At 64.7% G+C, this 14,909-nt stretch carries 4 protein-coding genes (1 of these 4 only partly in view); 2 read left to right on the forward strand and 2 right to left on the reverse strand.

Annotated features, from left to right (window positions below; genetic code table 11):
• Together ACXR0M_RS08030 and ACXR0M_RS08035 are read right to left on the reverse strand one after the other, a co-directional pair.
• A protein-coding gene (locus ACXR0M_RS08030) for an amino acid adenylation domain-containing protein (RefSeq protein ID WP_458831403.1) crosses the window boundary here: on the reverse strand, positions 1-5,420 show its start. Its footprint begins 7,594 nt before the window's first position; 5,420 of the gene's 13,014 nt are visible here — the first part of the coding sequence; the start codon lies at positions 5,418-5,420; the stop codon falls past the left edge of the window.
• 249 nt (positions 5,421-5,669) lie between these two features.
• Positions 5,670-12,083, reverse strand: coding sequence for an amino acid adenylation domain-containing protein (locus ACXR0M_RS08035; protein ID WP_458831404.1), 6,414 nt, complete (start codon positions 12,081-12,083; stop codon positions 5,670-5,672).
• Positions 12,084-12,571: 488 nt separating this feature from the next.
• Between ACXR0M_RS08035 and ACXR0M_RS08040 the strand changes: the two genes are divergently transcribed.
• Together ACXR0M_RS08040 and ACXR0M_RS08045 are read left to right on the forward strand one after the other, a co-directional pair.
• A complete protein-coding gene (locus tag ACXR0M_RS08040; protein ID WP_458831405.1) occupies positions 12,572-13,366 on the forward strand; it encodes a helix-turn-helix transcriptional regulator in 795 nt (264 codons plus the stop codon).
• 101 nt (positions 13,367-13,467) lie between these two features.
• Complete coding sequence (locus tag ACXR0M_RS08045) at positions 13,468-14,874, forward strand: efflux transporter outer membrane subunit (protein ID WP_458831406.1); 1,407 nt, start codon at positions 13,468-13,470, stop codon at positions 14,872-14,874.
• Positions 14,875-14,909: the final 35 nt, after the last annotated feature.

The following is a 14,909-nucleotide window of genomic DNA, read 5'->3' on the forward strand; positions in this document are numbered from 1 at the left end:
TCAAAGGCTTCTGCGTGCCAGTGCACGAGGTTTTCCAGGGTCGCGTGCTCGACCATCACCCCTTTCGGCTGGCCAGTGGAACCGGAGGTGTAGATCACGTAGGCCAAGTGGTTCGGGGTCAGCGTCGGCAGTTGCGGATTGGCGTCTGGCAGGTGCTGCCAGAGCTCGCTGTCCAGATTGATGACGGACACACCAGCCAGCAGATTGCGAGTCGACGCCTGGGCCAGCACCGCCACCGGCGCAGAGTCCTGCAACAGGTAGGCGATGCGTTCTGCCGGGTACGCCGGATCGACCGGCACATAACCGGCGCCGGCCTTGAGGATCGCCAGCATTGCCACCAGCATCTGCGGGCTGCGCCGGGCACACAGCACGACCCGGTCATCGGGCTGCACGCCAAGGCCGATCAGGTAATGCGCGAGGCGATTGGCGCGCTGATTGAGTTCGCCATAGCTCAACTGCTGCGCGCCCTGCACCGCGGCCAACGCCTCGGGGTGCGCCGCCGCTTGCGCTTCGACCAGGCGCTGCACGGTCTGCGGTTGCGGGTAGTCGCGGGCGGTCAGGTTGAAACCGTGCAGGACCTGCTGCCGCTCGCTCGGCGACATTACCGAGATCTGCCGCAACGGCAGCGCCGGGTTGTGTTCGAGTGCGGTCAGCAGGTTGTGCAGCGCGGTTTGCAGGTAGTCGCAGACCCGCGCGCCGTCGACTTGCGGGACGGCTTGCACGCTGAGGCCAAAGCCCTCGCCAAGATCGTCGACACTCACCACCAGCGGATAGTTGCTGCGTTCGCGAGAGCTGAGCACCTGAATGCCGTCCCACTGCACACTCACCGGTTCGGCGGCACTGTGGCGATAGTTGAGCAAGGTGCTGAACAGCGGCAGCGAGGCCGAAACAGCGCTGCAACGCTGGGCCAGCGCCAGTGACGCCTGCTCATGCGCCAGCAGTTGCGCCAGTCGTTCATGGGTGGCGCGCACGCCGTGCTGCACCGAACTTGCGTCAACGCTGACGCGCAGCGGCAAGGTGTTGATGAACATGCCCAGCGCGCGGTCGGCGCCCTCGCCGCCCTGCATGCGCCCGAGCAGCACGGTACCGAACACCACGTCCGCGTGCCCGGAAAGCTGCGCCAGCACCTGCCCCCAGGCCTGATGCACCAGGCTCGCGGCGCTGATACCGAGTCGCCGCGCCTGCTCGCGCAAACGCCGGGCGACGCCGCTGTCCAGCGCCTGCACGGTGTCGATCACCGTGCTGCCGTCGCCGTGCACGTCCTGCAGACCGAAGGCCACGGTCGGCTCGTCGATATCGCCGAGCATGTCGCGGAAGAACGCTGCGTGTTGTTGCTCATTGGCGCTGCGTTGCGCCTGTGCCACGTAGTTGCGGTACTGCACCGGCGCCGGCAATTCGCGGCCGCGCGGTTGCAGATGGTCGTTCATTTCCGCGAGCAGCACCTCGAGTGCGGTGTGGTCGAGGATGATGTGGTGCAACAGCAAAATGCCGACCCAGCGCTGCTGTTCGCGGTCTTCGGTGTAGGCCAGACGCATCAGCGGTGCGCGGCGCAGGTCGAGGCGGTACTGTCGCGGGTCGAAACGCGCCTGCATCTGCTCCAGCACATCGCCCTGCAGCAGGTCGGCATCGACGCGTTCCAGTGCCAGCGGCGCTTCGCGCCAGACCACTTGCACCGGCTCTTCCAGACCTTCCCAGACCACACTGGTGCGCAGAATGTCGTGGCGTTCGATCACCGCGTTCAGCGCGCGGACGAAGGCCTTGATCTGTGGCAGACCCTCGAAAGCGAATTGCGCCTGCAGCACGTAGGGATCGCCGGCACTGGTCGCCAAATGGTGATAAAGAATTCCCGCCTGCAACGGCGCAAGCGCATAGATGTCCTGCACATTGCCGACGCCGCCGGGCACGCTGGCGACGATGCGCTCGATGGCCGCTTGATCCATGGTCGCCAGTGGCAGCAGATCCGGGGTGATGTGCGTGCAGTCGGGAGTGATCCGGTTGTCCGGCACCACAAAACTGTCGGCATTGCTCAGGGTCGCGGCGAGCGCCGCCACGCTTGGCTGGCCGAACAGCACGCGTACATCGCAATGCAGATCGTGCTGACGCATGCGCTCGATCAGCTTCACCGCCAGCAGCGAATGGCCGCCGAGTTCGAAGAAATTGTCATGCCGCCCGACTTGTTCGATACCGAGCAGGGTCTGCCAGAGGCCGGCGATCAGCGTTTCCACGTCGCCCACCGGGGCTTCGAAACCGCGTCGGGCGAAGGCCTCGCTGTCTGGCTGTGGCAAGGCTTTGCGGTCGAGTTTGCCGTTGGTGGTCAGCGGCAGCGCATCAAGACGCACAAAGGCGCTCGGCACCATGTATTCGGCCAGCGACTGCAGCAACTGCTCACGCAATTGCGCGGCGCTGGGTTCCGCACCTTCGGCGGCCAGCCAGTAGGCGACCAGACGCTGATCACCGGGGCTGTCTTCGCGGGCAATCACCACCGCTTCACGCACGCCGGTGCAGGCAGCGAGGCGCGCTTCGATCTCGCCAAGTTCGATGCGGAAGCCGCGGATTTTCACCTGATCATCGTTGCGCCCGAGGTATTCGAGGCCACCATCCGCAGTGCGCCGCGCGAGGTCGCCGGTCTTGTACAGGCGCGCTGCGGCGCGGCCGCTGAACGGGTCGGCGATAAAGCGCTCGGCGGTCAGCGTCTCGCGATTGAGATACCCCCGGGCCACTCCCGCGCCACCGACGTACAACTCGCCGATGACGCCGACCGGTACCGGTTCGCGCTGGGCGTCGAGCACGTACAGTTGCAGGTCGGGAATACTCACGCCAATCGGGCTGCGGCCGACCAGTTGCGCATCCGCTGCCTGCAACGGGCGATAGGTCACGTGCACGGTGGTTTCGGTGATGCCGTACATATTCACCAGGCGCGTGCCGGCATTGCCGACCCGGGCGTACCACGGTTTGAGCAGGCCCGGCTCCAGCGCTTCACCGCCGAAGATCACTTCACGCAGCGAGTGCTGTAACGGGCTGCGGCCCTGTGCCGCGATCAACTGGCGGAACGCACTCGGGGTCTGGTTGAGCACGGTCACGCCGCTGCGGCACAGCAGCGCGTAGCAATCGTCCGGCGCACGGCTGATCGCCTGCGGCACTAGCAGCAACTGGCCGCCGAACGCCAGCGCGCCCCAGATTTCCCACACCGAGAAATCGAAGGCGAAGGAATGGAACAGCGCCCACACGTCCTGCGGATTGAAGTTGAACCAGTCGTCGGTCGCCGAGAACAGTCGCACCACGTTGCGGTGTTCGACCATCACGCCTTTGGGCAGGCCGGTCGAGCCCGAGGTGTAGATCACGTAGGCCAGATGGCTCGGGGTCAGCTCGAGGATGTTCGGGTTGCTGCTCGGCTCCGCCTGCAATTGCAGGCTGTCGAGGTCGATGTTCGGCACGCTGAGCGCGCCGACCCGGTCGAGGGTATCGGCCTGGGTCAGCACCGCCACCGGGGCGCTGTCCTGCAAGGTGTAGGCGATGCGTTCCAGCGGGTACGCCGGGTCAATCGGCACGTAACCGGCGCCGGCCTTGAGCACGCCCAACAGGCCGATGATCATCTGCGGGCCGCGCTCGACGCAGATCGCCACGCGCTGATCGGGACGAATCCCCAGCGCCAGCAAGTGATGGGCCAGCTGATTGGCGCGGCGGTTGAGTTCGCCGTAGCTCAGCGTCTGCTCGTCGAAGATCAGCGCGGTGGCGTCGGGGCGTGCCTGCGCGTGGGCTTCAAACTGCTGATGAATCAGCGGCGTTTCCGGGAACTGCGGCAGCGGCGAATTGACCCCGTGCAGCAGATGCTCGCGCTCGGCAGCCGGCAAAATGTTCAGCCGTTGCAGCGGCGCCTCCGGGTTCGACTGCAAGGCCTGCAGCAGACTGTGCAACGCGCAGTGCAGGTAGCCGGCGATGCGTTCGGCGCCGAGTGCGGCATCGGCCAGCGCGGTGACGCGCAAGTCTTCGCCGAGGTCGTCGATGTTGACGGTCAGCGGATAGTTGGTGCGCTCGCGGGCGCCGAGCACCTGCACGCCGGGCACCAGTTCACTGACGTCGGCGATCTCTTCATGACTGCTGTGGCGATAGTTGAGAATCGCGCTGAACAGCGGCGTCGGCACCGCCACCGCGCTGCAACGCTGGGCCAGTGCCAGCGAGGTCTGCTCATGCCCGAGCAATGCGGTCAGGCGTCGATGGGTCGCCAGCACCCCGGCGCGCACGCCGTCCTCGCCCACGTCCACTCGTAGCGGCAAGGTGTTGATGAACATCCCCAGCGCCTGCTCGCCGCCCTCACCCGCCTCCATCCGCCCCAACAACACGGTGCCGAACACCACCGCCGTGCGCCCGGACAACTGACCGAGCACCCGCGCCAGCGCCAGGTGCATCAGGCTGGCGACGCTGACACCCAACTGCCGCGCCTGCGTGCGCAGTTGCCGGCTCAACTCGGCGTCGAGCATCAGCGCGGCTTCTTCGATGTTCTGGCCATCGCCCTGCACATCCTGCAAACCACAGGGCAAGGTCGGCTCGTCGATGTCGGCGAGCATGTCGCGGAAAAACGCCTCATGCACCTGTTCGTTCGCGCTCAGACGCGCCTTGGCCAGGTGATCGCGGTACGGCACTGCCGGCCCGACCTGTGCGGTCTGGCCAAGCAGGTGCGCGCGGGTTTCGCGGCGCACCACGTCGAGAGCGACGTGGTCCATGATCAGGTGATGGAACAGCAACAAGGCGACCACGCGGCCATTCGCCGGGTCAGCCGCATGCACCAGACGCAACAGCGGCGCCTGCTGCACGTCGAGCCGGAAAGTCTGCGGATCGAAGCGTTGCAGCAGTTGCGTCAGCACATCGGAACCCGGCTCGACCGGCACTTCTTCGCAATGCAGCGCCGCCTGCCGTTGCACCACTTGCAGCGGTTCATCCAGACGTTCCCAGACGAACGAAGTGCGCAGGATGTCGTGACGCTCGATCATCCATTGCAGCGCCGCCGCGAACGCATCCAGACGCTCGCGACTGGCAAAAGCGAAGCGCGCCTGCGACACGTAAGGGTCACCGGCAGGCGCCGACAGGTGCAGGTAAAGCATGCCTTCCTGCAATGGCGCCAGCGGGTAAATGTCCTGCAGGTTGGCGGCACCGCCCGGGACATTAGCGACCAGTCGGTCGATGGTTGGCTGATCCAGCTGCACCAGCGGCAGCATGTCCGGGGTGATGCGAAACGCCGGGCTCAACCAGTCACCACCGTGGCGGGCAACCAGCTCCAGCAATTGCGCCTTGTGTTCGCTGAGGCTGTCCCACAACGCATCATCCAGCGCGTCGTCGCTGCCCAGAATGACCAGGTCTTCATCTTCCTGTTGAAGGCGGATCGCATGGGTGGAAATAACCGCCATCAGTTCGCTGAATTGCATGGGATAACCTGCTGTAAATACGAGAAAAAAGAGCGCGCAGCGGCGAGTCCGTGCGAACTGCGTGCAGCCTGGAAAAACTAAGCCATCGGACCCTGCGGGGCTGACATGGGAAGCGGGGACAATCCGGCCGGCCTTGGTGCCCTGCCCCCCTGTAGGAGCTGCCGCAGGCTGCGATCTTTTGATCTTGAAAAACAAAGGCAAAAGATCGCAGCCTGCGGCAGCTCCTACAGGGGGCAAGTCGACCGCGGATCAGAGCCGGCGCTTGCGGTTGAGGCTCGGAATGGTGGTTTGTGGAATGAGCACTTGCTGCGCCTCGGGCGTGGTGCTGAGGGCCAGTGCCGCCAATGTCGGCTGGCTGAACAGCGCCCGGGCGTCGGTGTGCAGACCGTGCTGACGCATGCGTGCCACCAGACTCACCGCCAGCAGCGAGTGCCCGCCGAGTTCGAAGAAGTTGTCGTGACGACCAACCTGCTCGATGCCCAGTACTTCGCTCCAGATCTGCGCCAGCCTGGTTTCGGTTTCGCCTTGTGGCGCGACGTACGGCCGATTGATCACTGCGTCCGCACCCGGCTCGGGCAAGGCTTTACGGTCGATCTTGTCGTTTGGCGTTAGCGGTAAAGCATCGAGTTGCACGAAGGCGCCGGGCACCATGTATTCCGGCAAACGCTCCAACACATGCGCGCGCAGTGCCTCCAGACCTGGCGCTTCCACGCCAGAGCGCAGGGTGTACCAGGCCACCAGACGTTCATCGCGGACCATCACCACCGCTTCGCGAATGGCCGGATGCTCGATCAGCCGCGCTTCGATTTCTCCCGGTTCCAGACGCAAGCCGCGCAGCTTGATCTGGAAGTCGTTGCGGCCGAGGAATTCCAGCTCGCCTTGGTGGTTGTAACGCACCAGATCGCCGGTGCGGTACAGCCGATCTCCCGGCACAAACGGGCTGTCGATAAAACGCTCGGCTTGCATGTCCGGCAAACCGTGGTAACCACGCGCTACACCGACACCGCCGATGTGCAACTGACCGCTGACGCCTTGTGGCACCGGTTGATCGTAGGCGTCGAGCACGTACAGACGCGTATTGCTCAGTGCCTTGCCAATCGGCACCACATTGTCCGGCACCGGCATTCCCGGCTCCAGCGTCCAGCCGGTGCTGTCCACCGTGGTTTCGGTCGGGCCGTAGACGTTGTGCAAACGCACCCATGGCAACCGCGCTCGTACTTGCCGCGCCAATGCTGCGCTGAGTTCGCCACCACCGTTAAGCACGTCGGTGAGGCTGGTGCACTGTTCGACATCGTCCTGTTCGATGAACTGCTGCAGCAACGCGGGGACGAACTTGACCACCGTCACCTGATGCTCACGAATGGTCTGCACCACATACGCCGAATCGCGGTTGCCATCCGGCCGCGCCAGTACCAGACGCATTCCGGAACACAGCGGCCAGAAGATCTCCCACACCGAGCTATCGAAGCTGAACGGGGCTTTTTGCAGCAGCGCACCGTGTTCGGTGGGCGGAGAAATAACCGATCCCCAATGCACCATGTTGCAGGCGCTGCGATGCTCGATCATCACGCCTTTCGGCAGGCCAGTAGAACCCGAGGTGTAGATCATGTAAGCGAGGTTCGAAGCGCTGAGGCCCGGCACCTGCGGATCAGTCGCCGGTTGATGCGCCCACCCGTCACGATCCAGATCGATCAACGCCACACCCGGTTCACCGAGCAATTGCCGCGTCGCGCCATGCACCAACAGCGCGACCGGTGCGCTGTCCTGCAACATGTAGTTCAAGCGATCCAGCGGATAGTCGGGATCCAGCGGCACATACGCGCCGCCGGCCTTGAGAATGGCCAGCAAACCGAGCAGCAAATCCAGCCCGCGCTCGACACAGATCGCCACTCGCGAGTCCGGCCGCACACCGAGTTCGCGCAGATGATGGGCCAGTCGGTTGGCGCGCTCGTTGAGTTCACGATAAGTCAGGCTGTGCACCCCGGTCTGCAGTGCGATGGCATCCGGTTTGCGCTGCGCCTGGGCTTCGAACAGGCTGTGCAGCGGCTGCTCCAGTGGGCAATCGACCGCGGTGGCGTTGAAATCGATCAACAGCCGTTGCAGCTCCTCGCCTTGCAGGATCGGCAAGCGGTTCAGCGGCTGTTGCGGCGTCTGCTCCAGAGCCTGGACCAGTCCGCTTAGCGCCGCTTGCATGTAGCCGCAAATCCGTTGCGCGCCGATCTGCGCCACTGCCCTGCCAGTGAGGCGCAAGCCGTTGCCGTAATCATCCACGCTCATGGTCAGCGGGTAGTTGGTGCGTTCCTCGTTGGCCAGGGTTTCGATGCCTTGCCAGGATTGCCGCGACGGCTCCAGCAACTCGGTTTCATCGCTGTGCCGGTAATTGAGCAGCGCGCTGAACAGCGGCGACGGCGACGTCACCCCGCTGCAGCGTTGGGCCAGTGCCAGCGACGCATGTTCATGCCCGAGCAATGCGGTCAGCCGCGCATGGGTGGCGCGCACCGCGTCGAGCACCCCGGCATCGACGTCGATGCGCAGCGGCAAGGTATTGATGAACACCCCCAGCGCGCGGTCGGCGCCGGCGCCGCCCTGCATGCGTCCCATCAGCACCGTGCCGAACACCACGCGTTGCTGGCCGGACGTTGCCGCCAGCACCCGCGCCCACGCCAGATGGATCAGGCTCGCCACACTGACCCCGGCCTGGCGCGCCTGATGACGCAAACGCTGATAGATGTCCGCCGATAGCGCCTGCTGCGCCTCGTCGATACCGCGCCCGTCGCCCTGCACTTCCTGCAGGCCGAACGGAAAGGTCGGCTCATCGATGTCCGCCAGTTGCGTGCGGAAAAATGCTTCGTGTTCCTGCTCGCTGACACCCAGCCGCGCCTGCGCCACATAGTTGCGATACGGCACCGGCGGCGCCAGCTCCAGCGTCTGCCTGGACAGGCTGGCCTGCAGCTCGCCGCGCAGCACGTCGAGGGCGATGTGGTCCATCGCCAGGTGATGAAACAGCAGAATCCCCACCACCCGGTTCAACAGCGGATCGCGGGCATACACCAGACGCAACAGCGGTGCCTGACTGACATCCAGGCGATAACGCCGGGCGTTGAAGCGCGCATGCAACTGCTCGATGATCGGGCCGTGCGCCGGATCAAGTTCAACCTCGTGCAACGGCAGTAGCGCATCGCGCCAGACCACCTGCACCGGCGTGCTCAGACCTTCCCAGACCACCGCGGTGCGCAGAATGTCGTGGCGCGCCATGACCTCGCGCAGCGCGGCAGCAAAGGCCTCGACCCGTTCAAGACTGTCGAACGCCAGTTGCGACTGCAGCAAATATGGATCGCCCTGCTCGGCGGTGATGTGGTGGTAGAGAATGCCTTCCTGCAACGGCGCCAGCGGATAAATATCCTGCACATTGGCGGCGCCGCCCGGAACGGTGGCGACGATCCGCTCGATATCCGCCTGCTGCAGTTGCACCAGCGGCAACATGTCCGGGGTGATGTGGGTGCAATCCGGCGCGATGCGACTGGCCGGCACCTCGACTTCGCGCCCGCTGCCGACCGAGGCCGCCAGTGCGGCCAAGGTCGGCTGGCTGAACAGCACGCGCACGTCGCTGCTCAAATCGAGCTGGCGCATGCGCTCGATCAGGATCACCGCCAGCAACGAATGCCCGCCCAGTTCGAAGAAATGGTCGTGGCGTCCAACGCGCTCGACTTGCAGCACTTCGGCCCAGATCTGCGCCAGGGCGATTTCCACCTCGCCTTGCGGCGCCTCGTACTCGCGGCGGATCAAATCATCCGGCCCCGGCACCGGCAGCGCCTTGCGGTCGACCTTGCCATTGGCGGTCAGCGGCAGCGCGGCAAGACGTACATAAGCGCTCGGCAGCATGGCGCTGCTCAGGCGGTTTTTCAGATGCGCGTGCAATTGGTTGATGTCCAGCGGCGCCTGCTCGGTGAACCACGCCAACAGCTGGCCATCGCGCACCAGCACCACGGCTTCGCGCACCGCGGGATGGCTGGCGAGTGCGCTCTCGATTTCCCCGAGCTCGATGCGCACGCCGCGAATTTTCACCTGATCATCGTTGCGTCCCAGATACTCCAGGGTGCCGTCGCTGCGCCAGCGCGCGAGGTCACCGGTGCGGTACATCCGCGCGTCCGGCTCACTGCTGAATGGATCGCGCAGAAAGCGTTCGGCGCTCAAGTCGGCGCGATTCAGGTAACCACGGGCCACCCCGGCGCCGCCGACGTACAGCTCGCCGGTCGCGCCCGGCGGCAACGGTTGCTGCTGTTCATCGAGCAGATACACCGTGACGTTGCTTACGGGTTTGCCGATGTGCAACGCCTGTCCGGCGTCGATCCGGCCGGAGGTCGCCACCACCGTGGCTTCGGTCGGGCCGTAGTTGTTGATCACCACGAACGACTGCTGACGCGGGAACTGGCGCAGGCGATCGCCACCGATCAGCAGCGTGCGCAAGGTCGGGTGCTCGAGTTGACGGCTGAACGCATACTCGGCAATCGGCGTCGGCAAAAAACTCACCTCCAGCGGCTGCGCACGCCACCAGTCGAGCAGCGCGTCGATGTCTTCGTTGCCCTCGCTGACGGGCGCCAGGTGCAGGGTCGCGCCCGTGCACAGCGCCGGCCAGACTTCCCAGGCCATCGCATCAAAGCCGAACCCGGCGAGGCTCGACGTCTGACTGCCGGCACGCAGATCGAAGGCATCGGCGTGCCAATCAACCAGATTGCACAGGGTCCGGTGCTCGACCATCACCCCTTTGGGCAGACCGGTGGAGCCGGAGGTGTAAATCACGTAAGCGAGGTTGGCCGGGGTCAGTCCGGGCACTTGCGGCGCACTGATGTGGCTGGCGGACCAGCTCGGCTGATCAAGCTCAAGCACCGGCACCGCTAACGGCGGCAGATGCTCGCGCAGGCCACTTTCAGTCAGTACCGCCAGCGGCGCGCTGTCCTCCAGCAGATAGCTCAGGCGCTCGGTCGGGTGCGCCGGATCCAGCGGCACGTAGGCGGCGCCGGCCTTGAGAATCGCCAGCAGCCCGACCAGGGTGTCGAGGCCGCGCCGGGCAATGATCGCCACCCGTTGATCCGGGCGTACACCGAGGTCAAGCAGATGATGCGCCAGTGCGTTGGCGCGCTGATCAAGCTCGGCGTAAGTCAGACTTTGCCCTTGCTGAATCGCCGCCAGCGCCTGCGGTCGTTGCGCCACCTGCGCCTCGATGCGCTGCTGGATCGTGGTCGGCGCCGGGTACTCCACCCGTGTCGCATTCCACTGCTGCAGCAAAGCGACTTCCTCTGGCGTGCTCAGGCTGAAATCGGCCACCGGCAGGTCCATGGCCTCCAGCCCCTGCTCCAGAATCAGCAGCCAGCGCTCGGTCAGCGCCTGCGCCTCGGCAGCGCTGAAATAGGCCTCGCTGTAGACCAGGTACAGACGCGCATCGTCGTGAGTCAAATTGCTCAGCAGGTGCACCGCCAGCGGTGTGGCTTCTTCCAGGCTCGCCGCCTTGACGATCCGCCCGAGGGCTTCGCCGTAGCGATAATCGTGGGTGCCCTGCTCGTAGGACACCGAGACTTCGAACAGCTGCGAACGCTCCTCGCGCAGCAGGCCAAGGGCGCGATTCAGCTCACTCACCGGGAAGCGCTGATGGCGAAAATCCTTGCGCAGCTCATCACGGATCGCCCTGACCAGCTCGGCGAAGGTGCACTCGCGACCGAAGTTCATGCGCACCGCGCTGACCTGGGCGAACAGGCCGAGGGTGGACTTGAAGCGCGCACCCGAGCGATTGAGGATCGGCACCCCCGCCACCCATTCGTCACGCTGCGCGGTGCGGCTGAAATACACGTGCAGTGCCGCCAACAGCACATGGAACGCCGAGGCGTCGCACTGCCGGGCCACCTGTTTCATGCGTTCGTGCAGCAACGCCGGCAGGGGCTGCGTGAACACCCGGGTCTGCGCTGCGTTGCCGGTCAGCCCCTGCTGCTGCCGCGGCAATAACAGCGGCTCCGGCAACTGCCGATATTTGTCCAGCCAATAGGCACGGTCCAGCGCATGCCGCGGCGACGCCTGATAACGCGCGTCGTCGTTGATGAAGTCGATATACGACGGCGCCTCGGCCGGCGCGGGTTGACCGTTGGCCAAGGCGCTATAGATCTGGTCCAGCGACTTGAACAATTCGCCAAAACTCCAGCCATCGATGATCAGGTGGTGAGCCTGAACCGACAGCCAATGCCGCTCGCGATCCAGGCGAATCAGGCAGAACCGCAACAGGCAGCCGCCATCCAGCACAAAGGGCTGGTCGATGCCCTGCTGCACCAGATCCCGTGCAGCCAGCTCCGGGTCAACCCGTGCCGAAACGTCCTCCATGGGCATCGCCACCGCTAATGACTCGGCAAAGTACTGCAACGGCAGGCCATCGGCACCCGCGCCCGGCAGCAGAATCGTGCGCAGCGCATCATGCCGGGCCACCAGCGCTTCAAGCGCCGACTGCAGCCGAACCGGATCCAGTGGGCCATTCAGCTCCATGTGCCCGCCGATGTTGTACACCGACGAATCGCCGCGACTCAGTTGATCCAGCCAGATGTCCAGTTGCGCTGCGGTCAGCGGGTAGGTCTGGGGCGATGCGGACGGCAAGTCCACCGCAGGGGCAGGAATAGGCGGCATAAGGTCCTTCTCATGTGATTTTGCGCCTATTCAAGCATCGGCCCCGCAGCCGACATGACACGTGAAACCCGGACAACCCCTGCGCCCATGCAGGCCGCTAAACCCTTGCTGGCACTGATCGCGCAGGAAGTTTCGAAAAGTTCGCAGAGGAAACGCTGAAATGCTTGTAGGAAAAATGCCACGCAACGGCGCCGCCATCGTCCTGCGGGCTGATCACGGAAAAACCTGACTCCCGCGATCTACGGGGCTTTTGCGTGACCCGACAGTCACGCACGGCGCCACACCTGTGCCGAATAGCGTCAGAAGCCCGGCGCCAACTTTCACAAATGATGGCACTTTGTGTCCCCGGTTTCCCCTACAGACGCAGGGCAAACCCATAGGCTTAAATCCCGCCTCAGACAAGCCTCAAGGAGAAACGACGGCGTGGGCGGTTTTTGCATTGACAGCGGACGACTCGGTGATGACTCGGAACCAGGGATGACAAGGATATGAATCTGACCGGCAGCATTCGCAACATGGAAAACCCGCATTTCTACTGGCAACTGGGCGAGCTGATTGCCAGCACCGGCGACGATCTTTTCGCCAGCAACCTGTTCCAGCTGGTCGACACCCTGGTGCCGGTCAACCGCGTCGATCTCAGCGAATGGACGCTGGACGAGCGCCAGGCCAGCGTGGTCGAAATCAAGGCGCTGGGCAGCGCAGGCTTGCCGCAGACCTTCCCGCCGCCGGAGTCGCTGCCTCGCCCGGACGATCATCCGTTGCTGCAGAAGATGATCGAAATGAATGACTCGCTGCTGATTCAACTCAAAGCCTCGCTGCAGCCGCGCCATCCGCAACACAGCGTGCACCAGTGCAATCTGGTATCGCGCACCTCCAACCGCCGTTGTGTGATCTCGTTCTACCGGCCACACACGCAACGGGTGTTTTCCCTGTCCGAGCTGTCGTTTCTGAAAAGCCTGTCCGACACCCTGCTGCCCCTGATCGAGCGTCATGCCCAGCTCAGTCGGCAGATCATCGCCAGACAGCCGCGCCCGACCCTGGCCGATCTGGAACAGGCGCCGTTGCCGCAAGTGTTCGATGAGCGTCTGGCGCTGGGCGGCATTGTCTTGTCGGCGCGGGAAAAGGAAGTCTGCCTCGGTCTGCTGACCGGCGGCACCGTGCCGCAACTGGCCGACAAGCTGCGGGTCAAGAGCAGTTCGGTCGAGACCTACCTCAAGCGGGCGACCGCCAAACTCGGGGTCAGCGGACGGCATGGTCTGGCGCGGTGGATGGCCGGCGCCTGATCGCGGCAACGCCTGATCAGTATTTTCCATGGGCCGAGGGACGCAGTGCCCTGGCCCGACCGTGCCGAGACGGGCACGATTTTTCTGCATGAGAGCGTTCGATGTTGCGCATGTCCCTGTTGTCCCTGGCCGTTGGGTTGGCCGGTTGTTCGTTGATCCCCGAGTACCAGCGCCCTGCATCACCCAGTGCTGCGCAGTATCCGCAAGGCGCGGTTTACCCGGCGCCGAGCCAGGCTGCAACGCGCCGTGAGGACTGGCGCACGCTGTTCAACGACCCGGCGCTGCAACAGCTGATCGAAAGCGCACTGCTGAACAATCGCGACCTGCGGGTGGCGGCGCTGAACGTCGAAGCGTTTCAGGCGCAGTACCGGATCCAGCGTGCCGATCTGCTGCCGGCGGTGTCGGCCAATGCCAGCGAATCGCGCCAGCGCCTGCCGCCGAGCGTGACCCGCAGCAAAGCGGTGATCAATTCGACCTACGCGGTGAATCTGGGCGTCAGCGCCTATGAGCTGGACTTCTTCGGCCGGGTGCGTAGCCTCAGCGAACAGGCGTTGCAAACCTGGCTGGCGACCGAGCAGGCGCGGCGCAGCGCCGAGTTGAGTCTGGTGGCTAACGTCGCCACCGCCTATCTGACCTGGCGCGCCGATCAGGAACTGCTGGAACTGACCCGGCAAACCCTGGCCGCCGATGAACAGAGCCTGCGCCTGACCACGCGCAACCGCGACGCCGGCAAGTCCTCGGCGCTGGAACAGGCACAGGCGCGGACCAGCGTCGACAGTTCCCGGGCCAATCTGGCGCGCTATAAACGCCAGGTGGCGCAGGACCTCAACAGCCTGACGCTGCTGGTTGGCGCGCAGGTGCCTGAGACACTGCCGGCACAGCCGCTGGCCAGCGATCTGCTGCAGCAGTTGCCGGCCGGATTGCCATCGGACCTGCTGCAACGGCGCCCGGACATCCTCCAGGCCGAATACCAACTGAAGGCCGCCAACGCCAATATCGGCGCAGCGCGGGCGGCGTTTTTTCCCAGTGTCAGCCTGACCGCCAACGCCGGCACCTCCAGCCGCGATCTGTCCGGTCTGTTCAGCGCCGGCTCCGGGGCCTGGACCTTTCAGCCGCAGATCAACCTGCCGATCTTCAACGCCGGCAGCCTGCGCGCAAGCCTGGATTATTCGAAATTGCAGAAGGACGTGGCGGTCGCCACCTACGAGAAATCGATCCAGACCGCGTTTCAGGAAGTCGCCGACGGCCTCGCGGCGCGCAGCACGTATCAGCAACAACTGCAGGCGCAACGCGATCTGGTCCAGGCCACGCAGGATTACTACAACCTGGCGCAGCACCGTTATCAGAACGGCGTCGACAGCAGCCTGGTGTTCCTCGATGCGCAACGTTCACTGTTCAGTTCGCAGCAGGGTCTGATCACTGACCGGCTCGCGCAACTGGTCGCCGAGGTGAACCTGTACACCGCGCTGGGCGGTGGCTGGCGTGCGGATGAGGTCAGCGTTCAGTAGGCGGTCGTCACTTTTTCTTACACCTTTTGTCGCCC

The organism is Pseudomonas sp. Eth.TT006, from assembly GCF_054456575.1.

Bases quoted from the DNA above. Each gene is read 5' to 3' on its own strand.
- ACXR0M_RS08040 (WP_458831405.1), top strand. From the start codon at position 12,572: ATGAATCTGACCGGCAGCATTCGCAACATGGAAAACCCGCATTTCTAC.
- ACXR0M_RS08045 (WP_458831406.1), top strand. From the start codon at position 13,468: ATGTTGCGCATGTCCCTGTTGTCCCTGGCCGTTGGGTTGGCCGGTTGT.
- ACXR0M_RS08035 (WP_458831404.1), bottom strand. From the start codon at position 12,083: ATGCCGCCTATTCCTGCCCCTGCGGTGGACTTGCCGTCCGCATCGCCC.